The following is a 17,263-nucleotide window of genomic DNA, read 5'->3' as shown; positions in this document are numbered from 1 at the left end:
CCACCCCGCCCCTTCCCGAAACCGTGGGCTCCGCCCCCGGCCCCCTGTCCCCGGCTCCGCCGGAGGCGTCGACCGCATCCGCGTGCGCAGGCGCCACGTCCTCCGGGCCCCCCGCCTCCGCGCGGTCGGGCTCTGCGCCCTCGGCGTCCGCGCGGTCGGGCTCTGCGCCCTCGGCGTCCGCGCGGTCGGGCTCCGGGTCCTCGGCGTCCGCGCGGTCGGGCTCCGGGTCCTCGGCGTCCGCGCGGTCGGGCTCCGGGTCCTCGGCGTCCGCGCGGTCGGGCTCCGGGTCCTCCGCGTCCGCACGGGCGGGCTCCGGGTCCACCGCGTCCGCGCCGACGGGCTCTGCGTCCCCCGCGTCCGTACCGGCGGGCTCCGGGTCCACCGGGTCCGTACCGGCGGGCTCCGGGTCCGCCGGGTCCGCGTCCACGCTGGCAGGCTCCGGATCCACCTCGTCTGCGGGGGCCGGCTCCGCGGCCACCGCGTCCGACTTGGACGGCGGCGCGCCCGCGGGCTCCGGGGTGTCGGAGTTCGGTCGGGCCGCGGGCGGGGTGGGGTGGGCGGCGGGGGTTGACGCCGCGGCGGGGGCGGGGGCCCGGGTCGGGTCTTCCGCGGCAGCGGGGTCGCTCACAAGGTGCTCCAGTCCTGATCGGGATAGCGGTGGACGGGCGCCGAGACGTCGTCCAGCGCCCGGCGGATCTCCTCCGGAAGACTAAGCGTCTCCACCGACAGCGCCGCGCCGAGCTGCGCCGACGTCCGCGCGCCGACGATCGGCGCGGCCACGCCGGGCCGGTCCCGGATCCACGCCAGGGCCACCTGGAGCGGGGTCACCGCCAGACCGTGGGCGGCCGTCGCCACCGCGTCCACGATCCGGCTCGCGGCGTCGTCCAGGTACGGATCCACGAAGGCGGACAGCGTTTGCGAAGCGCCCCGGGAGTCCGCGGGGGTGCCCGTCCGGTACTTGCCCGTCAGCACCCCCCGGCCCAGCGGGGACGAGGGCAGCAGTCCGACCCCCAGGTCCAGCGCCGCCGGCAGCACCTCGCGCTCCACTCCCCGCTGGAGCAGGGAGTACTCCATCTGGGTCGACGCCAGCCGGGTCCGTACGCCCGGCGCCGCGAGCTGCCAGGTCGCCGCCTTCGCCAGCTGCCAGCCGCTGAAGTTCGACACGCCCGCGTACCGGGCCCGGCCGCTGCTCACCGCCAGGTCCAGTGCCTGGAGCGTCTCCTCCAGCGGGGTCCCGGGGTCGAAGGCGTGGACCTGCCACAGGTCGACGTAGTTCGTGCCCAGACGGGCCAGCGAATCGTCCAGGGCGGCCAGCAGGTGGCCCCGGGAGCAGTCGAAGGGGTGGTCGCGGTTCGCGACCCCGCCCGCCTTCGTCGCGATGACCAGGTCCTGCCGCGGCACGACGGAACCGATCAACTGACCGAGGAGGTACTCCGCCTCCCCGCCCCCGTACACGTCGGCCGTGTCGACGAGCGTGCCGCCCGCGTCCCAGAACGTCTTCAACTGCGCGGCCGCTTCCGCCTCGTCGGTGCCGTCCGCCGACCGGCCCCACGTCAGGGTGCCGAGACCGATCCGGGAGACGCGCAGTCCGGTGCGGCCGAGATGCCTCTGCTCCATGAGCGCTGAGACTACTGCGGCGCTGTCCCGCGCCACCCGGGCGCGCTAGAGTCCCCGCAGACCTACGTTACTCATCAGTACTCAGTACTCAGTACTCATCGAAGTAAGTGCTCATCGCTCGTCACGTACTCATTGGTGAACCGTTAAGGGGACGACACATGCGGCTCGGCATCAATCTCGGTTACTGGGGCGCCGGCATGGACGCCGACAACCTCGCCGTCGCCCAGGAGGCCGACCGTCTCGGCTACGACGTCTGCTGGGCCGCGGAGGCCTACGGATCCGACGCCCCGACCGTCCTGGCCTGGGTCGCCGCCCAGACCGAGCGGATCGACGTCGGCTCGGCGATCCTGCAGATCCCGGCCCGCCAGCCGGCGATGACCGCCATGACGGCCGCCACGCTCGACTCCCTCACCAAGGGCCGCTTCCGGCTCGGCCTCGGCGTCTCCGGCCCGCAGGTCTCCGAGGGCTGGTACGGCGTGAAGTTCGACAAGCCGCTCGCGCGGACCCGGGAGTACGTGGAGATCGTCCGCAAGGCGATGACCCGCGAGCGCCTGTCCTACGAGGGCGAGCACTGGACCCTGCCGCTGCCCGACGGACCGGGCAAGCCGCTCAAGCTCACCGTGCACCCGGAGCGCGAGCACATCCCGCTCTACATCGCCGCCATCGGGCCGAAGAACCTGGAGCAGACCGGCGAGATCGCCGACGGCGCGCTGCTGATCTTCCCGGCCGCCGAGCACCTGGAGGCCACCGCGCTCACGCACCTGCGCGCGGGCCGTGAGAAGGCCGGGCTGACGATGGACGGCTTCGACGTCTGCCCGACCGTGCCGCTCGCCCTCGGCGAGGACGTGACCGCGCTCGCGGACATGTTCCGCCCGTACACCGCGCTCTACGTGGGCGGCATGGGCAGCCGCAAGCAGAACTTCTACAACCAGCTCGCCCAGCGCATGGGCTACGAGAAGGAAGCCGCCGAGATCCAGGACAAGTACCTGTCGGGCGACAAGCAGGGCGCGGCCGCCGCGATCCCGCACTCGCTGATCGACTCCACCACCCTGCTGGGCCCGGTGGAGCGCATCGCGGACGGGATGCGGGCTTACGCGGAGGCCGGGGTCACCACCCTGACGCTCGCCCCGGCCGGCTTCACCCTGGACGAGCGGATCGCCGCCCTGCGGGCCGGCACCGAGGCCATGGAGCTCGCGGGCCTCGCCTGACCGGTCGTGTTCCGCCGCGCGCGGCAGAACTCGCGCCACGCACGCGGATCCCTGCCGGGTCCCACGTTCGGTGGTCACACTCCGAGGTACACGCTCTGCGGCCGTGGTGGGGGCTCGGGGGGTCTTCCCCGCCACGGCCGACACAGCCAACAACGCGCGCGGTGCCCGTGGGGTTACGCCCCCGGGCCCGCCGGCCGCGGTCGTTCATTCGGCCGATTCGCGGACGCACCCGGTTGCCCGGCCCGCCGATCGGCTTTTGACTCGAGGCATGCTCTCTGCACGCAGCCTGTTCCAGGAGATCGTCGACCACGACGACTCCTTCCAGCTGTTCTGCTCCATCGCCGCCGGCGGCGAGGCCCAGGGCGGCTGGGAGAACGCCCGGATCGCGGCCCTCGTCCCCGACTCCATGCGCGATCTCGCGCCCAAGATCATCAGGCACGGTGCCGACGAGGACAAACACGGCCGGATCTTCAACGCGCTGCTCCGCAAACGCGGCCTCGCCCCCGTCCCCGTCCCGCCCGAGACCGACTACACGATGCTCCTGGAGCGGAAGGGCATCGGCCTCGCGCACGCCACCCTGCGCGGCGAGCGGGCCCTGACCGAGGAGGACATCGTCGTCTACCTCGCGCACAGCCGGGTCACCGAACAGCGCGCCGCCGACCAGATGGACATGCTGGTCCGCCACTTCGGAGACGATCCCGAACTCGGCAACGCCATCCGCATGATCGGCGCGGACGAGGACAACCACCTGGCCTACTGCCACGAGGAACTGCTCCGCCTCGCCCGCGCCGGCCACGGCCGCACCATCCACCGGGTGCTGCGCGAGTGCGCGCTCGCCGAGATCGCCGTCTACCGCGACGTGAGCCTCGCCGTCATGGGCCACATGGGGCGGCTGCTGCACTGGCCCGCGCCGAAGGCGGCCGTGCTCGCCGCCGGGATCCGCGGCTCGTACGCGTACGAGCGGTTCAGCGGCTGGCACCGGATGGTGGACCTGCGCCGGCCGGAGCGCCGCGACCCGCTGGGCGGCGCGCCGACGACCGCGCCGGAATTCGCCTGAGGCCGGGAGGCGCCGGCCCGGGCCGCCGCCCGGCTCAGAGCCAGCCGCGCCGCTTGAACATCCGGTGCAGGGCCAGGCACAGTCCGGCCATGACCAGGACCACCCCCGGATATCCCCAGCGGTGCGTCAGCTCCGGCATGTGCTCGAAGTTCATGCCGTAGATCCCCGCCACCATCGTCGGGACCGCCGCCATGGCCGCCCAGGCCGAGATCTTGCGCATGTCGTCGTTCTGCCGGACGCCCATCTGCGCCAGGTGCGCGGCCAGCGCGTCCGAGAGCAGCCGGTCCAGTCCCTCGATGTACTCGTTCGCCTTGGTCAGGTGGTCCGCGACGTCGCGGAAGAACGGCTGGGCGTGCTCGTGCACGAAGGGCACGTTCCCGAGGGCGAGGCGGTCCATCGGCTGGAGCAGCGGGCTCGTGGCCCGGCGGAACTCCAGGACCTGCCGCTTGAAGCCGTAGATCCGGGCGGCGGTGTTCTTGGTGTCCGCGGAACTCGGGGAGAACACCTCCGCCTCCAGTTCCTCCAGGTCCGCCTGCAGCTCGGCGGCCACCTCGATGTACTGGTCCACCACCGCGTCCGAGACCGCGTACAGCACCGCCGTCGGGCCGTGCCCCAGCACCTCAGGATCCTGCTCCAGCCGCTGCCGTACGGCAGCCAGCGCGGCCCCCTCGCCGTGCCGGACCGTGACCACGAAGGAGTCGCCGATGAACACCATCAGCTCGCCCGTGCTCACCCGGTCCGCGTCGTCGTCGTACATCACCGGCTTCAGGACGACGAAGAGCGAATCGTCGTAGACCTCCAGCTTCGGCCGCTGGTGCGCCGTCAGCGCGTCCTCCACCGCCAGCGGGTGCAGCCCGAACTCCGCGCTCACGTGCTCGAATTCCTTCTCCGTCGGATCGTGCATGCCGACCCAGAGGAAGGCGTCGCCGGCGGCCCGGGCCTCGTCCAGGGCATCCGAAAGGTCCCCGGGCGCCTGGGAGCGGCGGCCGTTCCGGTACATCGCGCAGTCGACAATCACCCGCGCATTCTTCCCTGCGGACGCCCCGCCCGCACACCGGCATGAGCGCATAGGCTGGCCGCATGGCCACGCTGATCCTCGTACGACACGGGCGCTCCACCGCCAACACCGCCGGACTGCTCGCCGGATGGACCCCGGGAGTGACCCTCGACGAGCGCGGCGCCGACCAGGCCGCGGCGCTGCCCGGACGGCTCGCCGGGATACCGCTCGCCGCCGCCGTCAGCAGCCCGCTCGAGCGGTGCGCCCAGACGCTGGCCCCGCTGCTGGCGGCTCGCCCCGGGCTGGAACTCCACACCGACGACCGGATCGGCGAGTGCCACTACGGCGACTGGTCGGGCCGCAAACTCTCCGAACTGTCCGAAGAACCGCTGATGCGCATCGTCCAGCAGCACCCCTCGGCCGCCGCCTTCCCCGGCGGCGAGTCCATGCGCGCCATGCAGGCCCGCGCCGTGGACGCCGTACGGGACTGGGACGCGCGGATCGAGAAGGAGCACGGCGCCGGCGCCGTCTTCCTGATGTGTTCGCACGGCGACATCATCAAGTCCCTTGTGGCGGACGCCCTCGGCATGCACCTGGACCTCTTCCAGCGGATCCACGTCGACCCCTGCTCGGTCACCGCGATCCGCTACACGCCGACCCGGCCGTTCCTGCTCCGTCTCGGCGACACCGGGGACTTCGCCGCCTTCGAGCGCCGGGAAACCCCGGCCGCGGACCCGGCGGCACCCCAGGACGGGCCCGGGGCCGACGGCGGCGCCGTCGTGGGGGGCGGCGCGGGCGCGGTGTGATCGAACGGCGCAGTAGGCTGGACGGGCCAACCCATGGGCGCAGCCCTGCCCCTGCCTTCCCCGGACTCCGTCTGGGGATCCCCGGACACTTGGAGACTGGACGTGCCCCGTCAGGTGTTCCTCTACGACCCCCCGGACCGCTTCGTGGCCGGCACGGTCGGTCTGCCTGGACGCCGTACGTTCTTCCTGCAGGCCTCATCCGGCCCTCGCGTCACGAGCGTCTCCCTGGAGAAGACCCAGGTCGCGGCGCTCGCCGAGCGGATGGACGAGCTGCTGGACGAGGTCGTACGGCGCACCGGCGGCAACGCCCCGGTCCCGGCCGTGGCCCCCGCCGAAGCGACCGACACCGCGCCCCTGGACGTCCCGGTGGACGAGGAGTTCCGCGTCGGCACCATGGCCCTGGCCTGGGACGGCGAGGAACAGCGCATGATCGTCGAAGCGCAGGCGCTCGTCGAGCTCGACGTCGACTCCGACGAGGACCTCGCCGAGGCCGAGGAACGGCTCCTCCAGGACGAGGAGAACGGCCCGCCCATGCTGCGCGTGCGCCTCAGCGGCGCCCAGGCGCGGGCCTTCGCCAAGCGGGCCCTGGACGTGGTCAACGCCGGCCGGCCGCCCTGCCCGCTGTGCAGCCTGCCGCTGGACCCGGAGGGGCACGTCTGCCCCCGCCAGAACGGCTACCGGCGCCAGGCGTGAACGCCACGGGGGAACGGGAAGAACTGCTGGCCCACGGCGAGCTCACGGTCGTCGGCCAGATCCGTGAGGCGTCCAACGCCGTGCTGCTGTGCAGCGTCACCCGCGGGGGCGTGAGCGTCGACTGCGTGTACAAACCGGTCAAGGGCGAGCGCCCGCTGTGGGACTTCCCCGACGGGAACCTCGCCCAGCGCGAGGTCGCCGCCTACCTGGTCTCCCAGGCCACCGGCTGGGGGCTCGTCCCCCCGACCGTGCTGCGCGACGGCCCGTACGGCGAGGGCATGGTCCAGCAGTGGATCGAGACGGGGGAGTCCCCCCAGGCCGGACTGCTCGCGCTCGTGGACGGCGAGGAGGCCGGCGAGGGCTGGCGGCCCGTCGCCTTCGCCGAGGTCGGCGAGGGCCGCACGGCCCTCCTCGTCCACGCCGACGACGAGCGGCTGCGCCGGATCTCCGTCCTCGACGCCGTGATCAACAACGGCGACCGCAAGGGCGGCCACCTGCTGCCCGCCCCCGACGGACGGCTCTACGGCATCGACCACGGAGTGAGCTTCCACACCGAGGACAAACTGCGCACCCTCCTGTGGGGCTGGGCGGGGGAGCCGCTGACCGAGGAAGCACGGTCCGTACTGGGCACCCTGGAGGCCCGGCTGGCCCCCGGCGAGCCCCTCGCCACCCGGCTGGCCGAGCTGGTCACCGCCGCCGAGCTGGCCGCCGTACGGGCCCGGGTGGCCCTGCTGCTGCGCACCGGGACGCATCCGGAGCCCTCGGGGCAGTGGCCCGCGATCCCCTGGCCGCCGGTCTGAGCCCGCGGAGGCCCGTACGCGTCCGGACACACCCGCACGCATAGAACCGGACATGGCGCAAGAGTGCCGATCAAGACAACAGTGCAGGTCCGGTTCGTTTTCGGAACACCCGTCCGGTTACGCTCGACGCATGCATGCCTGGCCCGCTTCTGAGGTCCCCGCCCTGCCTGGCAAGGGCCGCGACCTCCAGATCCACGACACCGCGACCCAAGGGACGATCAGCCTCGCCCCCGGTCCCGTCGCCCGAATCTACGTCTGCGGGATCACCCCGTACGACGCGACCCACATCGGTCACGCGGCCACCTACAACGCGTTCGACCTCGTGCAGCGCGTGTGGCTCGACACCAAGCGGCAGGTCCACTACGTCCAGAACGTCACGGACGTGGACGATCCGCTGCTGGAGCGGGCGCTGCGCGACAACCTGGACTGGACCGAGCTGGCGGAGCGCGAGACCGCGCTCTTCCGCGAGGACATGACCGCCCTGCGGATGCTGCCGCCGCAGCACTACATCGGCGCCGTCGAGGCCATACCCGGCATCGTGCCGCTGGTCGAGCGGCTGCGCGACGCGGGCGCCGCCTACGAGCTGGACGGCGACGTCTACTTCTCGGTGGAATCCGACCCCAACTTCGGCAAGGTCTCGAACCTGGACGCCGAGGCGATGCGGCTGCTGTCCGCCGAGCGGGGCGGCGACCCCGACCGCGCGGGCAAGAAGAACCCCCTCGACCCGATGCTGTGGATGGCCGCCCGTCCGGGCGAGCCGAGCTGGGACGGCGGCTCGCTGGGCCCCGGCAGGCCCGGCTGGCACATCGAGTGCGTGGCCATCGCCCTGGACCACCTGGGCATGACCTTCGACATCCAGGGCGGCGGCTCCGACCTCGCCTTCCCGCACCACGAGATGGGCGCCTCGCACGCCCAGGTGCTCACCGGCGAGTTCCCGATGGCCAAGGCGTACGTACACGCCGGCATGGTCGCGCTGCACGGCGAGAAGATGTCGAAGTCCAAGGGCAACCTGGTCTTCGTCTCCGCACTGCGGCGGGCGGGCGTGGACCCGGCGGCGATCCGCCTGGCCCTGCTCTCGCACCACTACCGCGCCGACTGGGAGTGGACCGACGAGGTCCTCGCCGAGGCGGTGGCCCGCCTGGAGCGCTGGCGCGCGGCCGTCTCCCGACCCGACGGCATCGCCGCGGACGCCCTGGTCGAGGAGGTCCGGGCCGCCCTCGCGAACGACCTGGACGCCCCCGCGGCCCTGGCCGCCGTCGACCGCTGGGTCGAGCTCCAGATCGCCACGGACGGCGACGACGAGTCGGCCCCCGGCCTGGTCTCCCGCACCGTGGACGCCCTCCTCGGCGTCGCCCTGTAACCGGGCGGCCCGCCGGCCGCTCCCGGTGCGCGCGAAGGCCCCCCGTCCCGACGGACGGGGGGCCTTCGCGCACCCGGAGAGCGGCCCTACGCCTGCGGCGGGGTGTCGTCCTCTTCCGGCGGGGTGGCCGCCTGGGCCGGCGGTTCCTCGCGCGGCTCACCGGCCGGCTCGGCCTGCTCTGCCGGCTGGGCCTGCTCGGCCTGCTCTGCCGGCTGGGCCGGTTCGGGGTCGGCCTTCCGCTTCGGCGGGAGCGTCAGACCGCCGGAGGTCTCCCGCAGGTACGCACCGTCACCCGGCTCCGCGGCCGCGGAAGGATCCCGACGGCGCAGGTACCGCTCGAACTCCCGGGCGATCGCGTCGCCCGAGGCCTCCGGGAGGTCCGCCGTGTCGCGGGCTTCCTCCAGCGTCTGGACGTACTCCGCCACCTCGCTGTCCTCCGCCGCCAGTTGGTCCACGCCCAGCTGCCACGCCCGCGCGTCCTCCGGCAGTTCGCCCAGCGGGATCCGGATGTCGATCAGATCCTCCAGGCGGTTCAGCAGGGCCAGCGTCGCCTTGGGGTTCGGCGGCTGCGAGACGTAGTGCGGCACCGCAGCCCACAAGGACACCGCCGGGACCCCGGCATGGGTGCAGGCCTCCTGCAGGATGCCCACGATGCCCGTCGGGCCCTCGTACTTCGTCTCCTCCAGGTCCATCGTCCGCGCCAGGTCCGCGTCCGAGGTGACCCCGCTCACCGGCACCGGCCGCGTGTGCGGGGTGTCCCCGAGCAGCGCGCCCAGGATCACGACCATCTCCACGCCCAGCTCGTGCGCGAAGCCCAGGATCTCGTTGCAGAACGACCGCCACCGCATGGACGGTTCGATGCCCCGCACCAGCACGAGATCGCGCGGCTTGGTGCCGCCGATCCGGACCACCGAGAGCCGGGTCGTCGGCCACGTGATCTTCCGCACCCCGTTGTCCAGCCACACGGTGGGCCGGTTGACCTGGAAATCGTAGTAGTCCTCGGCGTCCAGAGCCGCGAAGACCTCGCCCTTCCACTCCCGGTCCAGGTGTGCGACCGCACCGGAAGCCGCGTCACCCGCGTCGTTCCAGCCCTCGAACGCGGCCACCATGACCGGGTCGATCAGCTCGGGCACGCCCTCAAGCTCGATCACCCAGGTCTCCTTCCGAAGTTCCCTCGCGTACGTGGGCCAGCCTAAGCCTTGAAGGGTCACCGGCCACAGCCCACGACGGAGGGGCGGTCCCCTCCGGAACCGCCCCTCTGCCCGCTCACGCCACCGGTTATGCCTTGTCGGCCAGCATCTCCTCGACCCGGCCGCGCACTTCCGCGCTGTCCAGGCCGCGCACCGTCACCGTCGTACGGCGGCGCAGCACGTCGTCCGCCGTCTCGGCCCACTCGTTGTCCCGGGCGTACGCGACCTGCGCCCAGATCTCCGGCCCGTCCGGGTGGATCCGCTCGGCCAGCGCCGGGTCCTCGTTCGCGATCCGCGCTATGTCGAAGGCCAGCGAACCGTAGTGCGAGGCCAGGTGGCGTGCCGTCAGCGGATCCATCCGCGAACCGGGCTCACGGTCCACCAGCAGCCGGTGCGCCACCGCGTTCGGGTTGGCGACACCCGGCAGCGCGATCCGGCGCACCAGGGACTTCACCGGCTCCATGTCCTCGGTCAGCGGACTGCCCGGGAGCTTCGCCAGCTTGTCCATGACCACGCGGCCGATGTGCCGGTAGGTGGTCCACTTGCCGCCGGCCACCGACAGCATGCCGCCCGCGCCCTCGGAGACGACCGTCTCGCGCTTGGCCTTCTCGACCCCGCCGGGACCGCCCGGCAGCACCCGCAGGCCCGCGAAGGCGTACGTCATCAGCGAACGGTCCAGATCGGCGTCCTTCACCGAGAAGGCCGCCTCGTCGAGGATCTGGTCGATGTCGGACTCGGTGGCGCGCACGTCCGCCGGGTCGCCCTCGTACGCCTCGTCGGTGGTGCCCAGCAGCAGCTGGTCCTCCCACGGCAGGGCGAAGGTGATGCGGTACTTGTCGATCGGGGTGGCCATGGCGGCCTTCCACGGCGACTTGCGCTTCATCACGATGTGCGCGCCCTTGGACAGGCGGATGGACGGCATCGAGTGCTTGTCCTCCATGCGCCGCAGGTGGTCCACCCACGGGCCGGTGGCGTTCAGCACGACCCGCGCGTCCACCCCGAACTCCGTGCCGTCCAGCCGGTCCTTGAGCTCGGCGCCGCTGACCCGGCCGCGCGTCATGCGCAGACCGGTGACCTCGGCGTGGTTCAGGACGACCGCACCCGACTCGACGGCCGCGCGGACCGTCATGACGGCGACGCGGGAGTCGTTCATCTGGTGGTCGTAGTAGACGGCGACGGCCTTGAGGTTGTCCGTCTTCAGACCCGGGTTGTCGGCGGCGGCCCGGGCCGGAGAAATGATCTTGCCCATGCCGTCACCGAAGGCGGACAGCGCCGAGTACGCGAACACGCCCGCGCCCAGCTTCGCGGCGCCCACCGGACCGCCCTTGTACACCGGGAGGTAGAACGTGAGCGGGTTGACCAGGTGCGGGGCCACGTCCTTGGCCAGCACCCGGCGCTCGTGGTGGTTCTCGGCGACCAGCTTGACCGAACCGGTCTGCAGGTAGCGCAGGCCGCCGTGGACCAGCTTGGAGGAGGCCGAGGAAGTGGCGCCGGCGAAGTCGCCGGCGTCCACCATGGCGACCCGCAGACCCGACTGCGCGGCGTGCCAGGCCACGGAGGTGCCCAGGATTCCACCGCCGATGACCAGCAGGTCGTACGTGGCCTTCGCCAGCTGCTCACGGGTCTCGGCGCGGCTCGCGTTCGAACCGGCGGTCGGGTGCGTACCCAGGGTGGGGACGCTCTGCAGGCTGCTCATATCCCTTGACTCCTACTTACTCGTCGAATTGCGCCGCTGTGCGGTCAGCTGCGGTCAGCTGGCGTCTTCGTCATCGACCCAGGCCATGGAGCGCTGGACGGCCTTGAGCCAGCTCTTGTACTCGCGTTCCCGCTGCTCGGCGGGCATCCGCGGGGTCCACTCGGCCGCGCGGCGCCAGTTGGCGCGCAGCGCGTCGGTGTCGGGCCAGAAGCCGACGGCCAGTCCGGCGGCGTAGGCGGCGCCGAGGCAGGTGGTCTCGGCGACCATCGGGCGCACCACGGGGGCGTCCAGGAAGTCCGAGAGCGTCTGCATCAGCAGGTTGTTGGAGGTCATGCCGCCGTCGACCTTCAGGGCCGCGAGCTCGACGCCCGAGTCCTTGGTCATGGCGTCGGTGATCTCGCGGGTCTGCCAGGCGGTGGCCTCCAGGACGGCACGGGCGATGTGCGCCTTGGTGACGTACCGGGTGAGGCCGGTGATCACACCGCGGGCGTCGGAGCGCCAGTACGGGGCGAACAGGCCGGAGAAGGCCGGCACGAAGTACGCGCCGCCGTTGTCCTCGACCGAGGACGCGAGCGTCTCGATCTCGGCCGCGGACTTGATCAGGCCCATCTGGTCGCGCATCCACTGGACGAGCGAGCCGGTGACGGCGATGGAGCCTTCCAGCGCGTAGACCGGCTGCTGGTCGCCGATCTGGTAGCCGACCGTGGTCAGCAGGCCGCTGTAGGAGTTGATGATCTTGTCGCCGGTGTTCATCAGCATGAACGTGCCGGTGCCGTACGTGGACTTCGCCTCGCCCTCGGCGAAACAGGTCTGGCCGAACAGCGCGGCCTGCTGGTCACCGAGCGCCGAGGCGACCGGGACGCCGGCGAGGACGCCCTCCTTGACGTGCCCGTAGACCTCGGCGGAGGACTTGATCTCCGGGAGGACGTTGAGCGGGACGCCCATGGACTCGGCGATCTTGTCGTCCCAGGCCAGGGTGTGCAGGTTCATCAGCATCGTGCGCGAGGCGTTGGTGACGTCGGTGACGTGCACGCCGCCCTGGGCACCGCCGGTGAGGTTCCAGATGACCCAGGAGTCCATGGTGCCGAAGAGGATGTCCCCGGCCTCGGCGCGCTCGCGCAGGCCCTCGACGTTGTCGAGCATCCAGCGGATCTTCGGGCCCGCGAAGTAGCTCGCCAGCGGCAGGCCGGTCTCGCGGCGGAAGCGGTCCTGGCCGACGTTGCGGCCGAGCTCCTTGCACAGGGCGTCGGTGCGGGTGTCCTGCCAGACCAGCGCGTTGTGGACCGGCTCGCCGGTGTTCTTGTCCCACAGCAGGGTGGTCTCGCGCTGGTTGGTGATGCCGACGGCCTTGACGTCCGCGGCAGTGATCTCCGCCTTGGCCATCGCCCCGGCGACGACCTCCTGGACGTTGGTCCAGATCTCGGCGGCGTCGTGCTCGACCCAGCCCGGCTTCGGGAAGATCTGCGCGTGCTCCTTCTGGTCGACCGAGACGATGCGGCCGTCACGGTCGAAGACGATGCAGCGGGAAGAGGTGGTGCCCTGGTCGATCGCGGCGATGAAGGGGCCGGTGCTGCTGGTCATGGTGGCTGCTCCTGGCAGGTGTCGAAGTAGGCAGGAATCAGGATGGCGGTGCGGGTGGTGCCGTGGTGCCGATGCTGATCAGGCGAACGCGATGTTGTACAGACCACCGGCGAGGACGGCACCCACGAGGGGGCCGGCCACCGGGATCCAGGAGTAGCTCCAGTCGGAGCCGCCCTTGTTGGGCAGCGGCAGCAGGGAGTGGACGATGCGGGGGCCGAGGTCGCGCACCGGGTTGATCGCGTAGCCGGTCGGGCCGCCCAGCGAGAGGCCGATGCCGACCACGACGAACGAGGTGATCAGGACGCCTATGACGCCGAGGCCCTTGCCGTCGCCCTGCAGGCCCTGGGTCAGGATGGCCAGGACCAGGACGGCGGTGCCGATGATCTCCGTGGTCAGGTTCTGGACAATGTTGCGGATCTCGGGGCCCGTGGAGAAGATGCCGAGCACCGGACCGGCCACGTCGTGCGGGTGCGGGTCCTCGGGGCCGAGCTTGGCGTCGCGGATGTTCTCCGGGTCGGCCAGGTGCACCCGGAACTGGCCGTAGTAGGCGAGCCACATCAGGACCGAGCCGAGCATGGCGCCCAGCAGCTGGCCGGCGAGGTAGACCGGGACGTCGCCCCAGGCGCCGTCCTTGACGGCGATGCCGACGGTGACCGCCGGGTTGAGGTGTGCGCCGGAGAGCGGCGCGGAGACGTAAGCGGCGATCAGGACGGCGAAACCCCAGCCGAAGGTGATCGCGAGCCAGCCAGCGCCTCGGGCCTTGGAGCTCTTGAGCGTCAGGGCGGCGCAGACGCCACCACCGAGGAGGGTGAGCAGGGCGGTACCGATGGTCTCGCCGATGAAGATGTCGGAGCTGGACACCCGCGACTCCTTTGTCGTTCAGGGGTGGTCGACCGCCGGGTCCCTCCGGCGGCCCACGCACTCGGTGAGTGCTGCACCGGTCCTTGGCCTTGCCACACCCTAACGCGTATTGCCGTTAGGTGTTCGGCATTGCCGACCGATGAACGGCAGTTTTCCGCCCGGGTGAACCAGCCGTCAAGGGTTGACCAGGCCATTGAGCCGGATCGTTACCACCCCGTGCGATCGCCCAAATCAAGCCAATAAGTGATCAGCAAACGACAAAAACCACCCAAATGCCACGTGGAAGTGGTCGGTGGGTGGTTTTTGGCAGGGTGACGCGTGTCAGAGCAAGCTCAGAACCGGCCCGCCCCGAGATCGCGCGAAACCGCCCGCGCGCAGTCCCGTACGGACGCCACGAGGGACGCCCGGGGCTCCCCGGCCTCCCCGCAGACCCGCTCCACGGCGCCCGCGAGGGCCACCGCGCCCACCGGCATCCGGCGCCGGTCGTGGATGGGGGCCGCCACCGAGGCGATCCCCTCCCAGGTCTCCTCCACATCGCTCGCCCAGCCGCGCGCCCGCGTCAGCTCCAAGACCTCCTCGAAGTCCGCGTCCCCGGTGACCGTGCGGGGCGTGAAGGCCTCCCGCTCCGCCTCCGTGACCTGCGTGTGCGCGACCGGGTCGTAGGCCGACAGGACCTTGCCCAGGGCCGTGGAGTGCAGCGGCTGCATGGCCCCGACCTCCAGGACCTGACGGCTGTCGTCCGGGCGGAACACGTGGTGCATGATCAGCACCCCGCTCTTGTGGAGCACCCCCACGTACACGCTCTCCCCGCTCGCGCGGGCCAGGTCGTCCGTCCAGACCAGGGCGCGGGCCCGCAGCTCGTGGACGTCCAGATAGCTGTTGCCCAGGCGCAGCAGCTCCGCGCCGAGCTGGTACCGGCCGGAGGCCGGGTCCTGTTCCACGAAGCCCTCGGCCTGCAGCGTGCGCAGGATCCCGTGCGCCGTTCCCTTGGCCAGGCCCAGGGAAGAGGCCACGTCCGAGAGCCCCAGACGGCGCTCGCCGCCGGCCAGGAGCCGCAGCATCGCAGCGGCTCGTTCGAGCGACTGGATGTTCCGTGCCATCGTGCAGCCTCCTGCTGACGTAGTTCGACAATGCTGAACACTATCGGTCGATGCCGACTTCGTGTAGGGCGGTAAGACCCTAGGGGCGCGAGCCGCCCGGACACGACGGCCGAAAGTCGCCGTCCCCCGGCACAGAATGCAGTCCGCCACGTGGGACACCCCCACCGGGTCCGGGCCCACCCGGTTACCCTGACCGCGTGCACCCTTGACACAGGTGGGGGTGCAAAGCCGACAGCCGTCGCATCCCAGGGAGCTCAGCCATGGCCTCGTTGCCGAACCTGCCCGCAGACACCCAGACCCGGGCCGATGCCCTCCGAGAAGCGCTGGCGACCCGTGTGGTCGTCGCTGACGGGGCCATGGGGACGATGCTCCAGGCGCAGGACCCGACGATGGAGGACTTCGAGCAGCTCGAGGGCTGCAATGAGGTTCTGAACGTGACGCGTCCGGACATCGTGGCGAACGTGCACCGTGAGTACTTCGCCGTGGGTGTGGACTGTGTGGAGACGAACACCTTCGGTACGAATTACGCGGCGCTGGCCGAGTACGACATCGCGGGGCGCAATCACGAGTTGTCGGTGGCCGGTGCTCGCATCGCCCGTGAGGTCGCCGATGAGTTCACCGCTTCGACGGGTCGCCAGCGCTGGGTGCTGGGTTCGATGGGTCCGGGGACCAAGCTTCCCACTCTGGGCCACATCGATTACGCGACCATCCGTGACGCCTATCAGATCAATGCCGAGGGTCTGCTCACGGGTGGCGCGGACGCGCTGCTGGTGGAGACCACGCAGGACCTGCTGCAGACGAAGTCCTCGATCGTGGGTGCGCGGCGGGCGATGGAGGCGCTGGGGGTCTCGGTGCCGCTGATCTGTTCGGTGACGGTGGAGACCACGGGCACGATGCTGCTCGGTTCGGAGATCGGGGCGGCGCTGACGGCGCTGGAGCCCCTGGGCATCGACATGATCGGCCTGAACTGCGCGACGGGTCCCGCCGAGATGAGCGAGCACCTGCGCTACCTCGCCCGCAACTCCCGCATCCCGCTCTCCTGCATGCCCAACGCCGGCCTCCCCGTCCTGGGCAAGAACGGCGCCCACTACCCGCTCTCCGCCCCCGAGCTCGCCGACGCCCAGGAAGGCTTCGTCCGCGAGTACGGGCTGTCGCTCGTCGGCGGCTGCTGCGGCACCACCCCCGAGCACCTGCGCCAGGTCGTCGAGCGGGTCCGCGGCCTGGCTCCGGCCGTGCGCGAACCGAACCCGGAGCCGGGCGCGGCCTCTCTCTACTCCACGGTCCCCTTCCGCCAGGACGCCTCGTACCTGGCGATCGGCGAGCGGACGAACGCCAACGGTTCGAAGAAGTTCCGCGACGCCATGCTGGAGGCCCGCTGGGACGACTGCGTGGAGATGGTCCGCGACCAGATCCGCGAGGGCGCGCACATGCTCGACCTGTGCGTGGACTACGTGGGCCGCGACGGCGTCGCCGACATGAAGGAACTCGCCGGCCGCTTCGCGACCGCCTCGACCCTGCCGATCGTCCTGGACTCCACCGAGGTCCCCGTCCTGCGGGCCGGCCTGGAGAAACTCGGCGGCCGCGCCGTCATCAACTCCGTCAACTTCGAGGACGGCGACGGGCCGGAATCCCGGTTCTCGCAGGTCTCGAAGCTGGCCGTCGAACACGGCGCGGCGCTGATCGCGCTGACCATCGACGAGCAGGGCCAGGCCCGCACCGTCGAGGACAAGGTCGCCATCGCCGAGCGGCTCATCCAGAACCTGACGGGGAACTGGGGGGTGCACGAGTCGGACATCCTCATCGACACCCTGACCTTCACCATCTGCACCGGCCAGGAGGAGTCCCGCGGTGACGGCGTCGCCACGATCGAGTCGATCCGCGAGCTCAAGCGCCGCCACCCCGACGTGCAGACGACCCTGGGCCTGTCGAACATCTCCTTCGGCCTCAACCCGGCCGCCCGTATCGTCCTGAACTCGGTGTTCCTCGACGAGTGCGTCAAGGCCGGGCTCGATTCGGCGATCGTGCACGCCTCCAAGATCCTGCCGATCGCCCGCTTGGAGGAGGAGCAGGTCGGCACCGCCCTCGACCTGATCTACGACCGGCGCGCGGAGGGCTATGACCCGCTGCAGAAGCTCATGGAGCTCTTCGACGGGGTCAACACCAAGTCGATGAAGGACGGCCGCGCCGAGGAGCTGCTCGCCCTGCCGCTGGACGAGCGCCTGCAGCGCCGCATCATCGACGGCGAGAAGAACGGTCTGGAGGCCGATCTGGACGCGGCCCTGCGGACCCGCCCCGCC

General features: G+C 71.5%; 14 protein-coding genes and 1 pseudogene. 7 read left to right on the top strand and 8 right to left on the bottom strand.

From position 1 onward, the window contains the following. Positions 1 to 628 (bottom strand): annotated as a pseudogene (locus J7E97_RS33710) (hypothetical protein); the annotation flags it as partial. Next, on the bottom strand, positions 625 to 1,617 hold the full coding sequence (locus tag J7E97_RS33705) for an aldo/keto reductase (protein ID WP_215035168.1): 993 nt from the start codon (positions 1,615 to 1,617) through the stop codon (positions 625 to 627). The gene J7E97_RS33705 and the pseudogene J7E97_RS33710, both read right to left, overlap by 4 nt. A gap of 158 nt (positions 1,618 to 1,775) precedes the next feature. Here J7E97_RS33705 and J7E97_RS33700 point away from each other — a divergent pair, with 158 nt between their 5' ends. Then, complete coding sequence (locus tag J7E97_RS33700; protein WP_215035166.1) at positions 1,776 to 2,825, top strand: LLM class F420-dependent oxidoreductase; 1,050 nt, start codon at positions 1,776 to 1,778, stop codon at positions 2,823 to 2,825. A gap of 268 nt (positions 2,826 to 3,093) precedes the next feature. Next, positions 3,094 to 3,882, top strand: a complete 789-nt coding sequence (locus tag J7E97_RS33695; RefSeq protein ID WP_215035164.1) for a ferritin-like domain-containing protein — start codon at positions 3,094 to 3,096, stop codon at positions 3,880 to 3,882. Between the two features lie 34 nt (positions 3,883 to 3,916). Here the strand turns inward: J7E97_RS33695 and corA are convergent, their stop codons facing one another. After that, positions 3,917 to 4,951: a magnesium/cobalt transporter CorA gene (gene corA, locus J7E97_RS33690; protein ID WP_215035162.1), complete on the bottom strand. Its 1,035-nt coding sequence runs from the start codon at positions 4,949 to 4,951 to the stop codon at positions 3,917 to 3,919. Positions 4,952 to 4,962: 11 nt separating this feature from the next. Between corA and J7E97_RS33685 the strand changes: the two genes are divergently transcribed. From J7E97_RS33685 to mshC, 4 genes are all read left to right on the top strand, one after another. Beyond that, positions 4,963 to 5,685, top strand: coding sequence for a histidine phosphatase family protein (locus tag J7E97_RS33685; RefSeq protein ID WP_215035160.1), 723 nt, complete (start codon positions 4,963 to 4,965; stop codon positions 5,683 to 5,685). Between the two features lie 102 nt (positions 5,686 to 5,787). Beyond that, positions 5,788 to 6,378 (top strand): DUF3090 domain-containing protein, encoded by a 591-nt coding sequence (locus tag J7E97_RS33680; protein ID WP_215035158.1) that lies wholly within the window; start codon positions 5,788 to 5,790, stop codon positions 6,376 to 6,378. Next, positions 6,342 to 7,178 (top strand): SCO1664 family protein, encoded by an 837-nt coding sequence (locus J7E97_RS33675; protein ID WP_215035170.1) that lies wholly within the window; start codon positions 6,342 to 6,344, stop codon positions 7,176 to 7,178. Before J7E97_RS33680 ends, J7E97_RS33675 begins: the two co-directional genes overlap by 37 nt. Positions 7,179 to 7,308: 130 nt before the next feature. Beyond that, the gene (gene mshC, locus J7E97_RS33670) at positions 7,309 to 8,538 is read left to right on the top strand and encodes a cysteine--1-D-myo-inosityl 2-amino-2-deoxy-alpha-D-glucopyranoside ligase (protein ID WP_215035156.1); all 1,230 of its coding nucleotides are present in this window, start codon (positions 7,309 to 7,311) and stop codon (positions 8,536 to 8,538) included. A gap of 86 nt (positions 8,539 to 8,624) precedes the next feature. Here mshC and J7E97_RS33665 read toward each other — a convergent pair whose 3' ends face one another. The 5 genes from J7E97_RS33665 to J7E97_RS33645 all read right to left on the bottom strand — a co-directional run bounded on the left by J7E97_RS33665 (position 8,625) and on the right by J7E97_RS33645 (position 14,966). Further along, a complete protein-coding gene (locus tag J7E97_RS33665; protein ID WP_215035154.1) occupies positions 8,625 to 9,689 on the bottom strand; it encodes a PAC2 family protein in 1,065 nt (354 codons plus the stop codon). 127 nt (positions 9,690 to 9,816) lie between these two features. Next, entirely contained in the window at positions 9,817 to 11,424 is a 1,608-nt protein-coding gene (locus J7E97_RS33660; protein ID WP_215035152.1) for a glycerol-3-phosphate dehydrogenase/oxidase, read from the bottom strand. Between the two features lie 54 nt (positions 11,425 to 11,478). Further along, complete coding sequence (glpK, locus tag J7E97_RS33655) at positions 11,479 to 13,005, bottom strand: glycerol kinase GlpK (protein WP_215035150.1); 1,527 nt, start codon at positions 13,003 to 13,005, stop codon at positions 11,479 to 11,481. A 78-nt stretch (positions 13,006 to 13,083) separates the two neighbouring features. After that, positions 13,084 to 13,866, bottom strand: a complete 783-nt coding sequence (locus J7E97_RS33650) for an MIP/aquaporin family protein (protein ID WP_215035147.1) — start codon at positions 13,864 to 13,866, stop codon at positions 13,084 to 13,086. Positions 13,867 to 14,198: 332 nt separating this feature from the next. Further along, entirely contained in the window at positions 14,199 to 14,966 is a 768-nt protein-coding gene (locus J7E97_RS33645) for an IclR family transcriptional regulator (RefSeq protein ID WP_215035145.1), read from the bottom strand. Between the two features lie 260 nt (positions 14,967 to 15,226). Here J7E97_RS33645 and J7E97_RS33640 point away from each other — a divergent pair. Further along, the coding region (locus tag J7E97_RS33640) for a homocysteine S-methyltransferase family protein (protein ID WP_215035143.1) at positions 15,227 to 17,263 on the top strand (2,037 nt) is incomplete at its 3' end.

This window comes from Streptomyces sp. ISL-66 (genome assembly GCF_018614135.1).
Taxonomy (GTDB): domain Bacteria; phylum Actinomycetota; class Actinomycetes; order Streptomycetales; family Streptomycetaceae; genus Streptomyces.
Note: the sequence above shows the minus strand (reverse complement) of the source record. Positions and strands in the feature narration are given on the sequence as shown.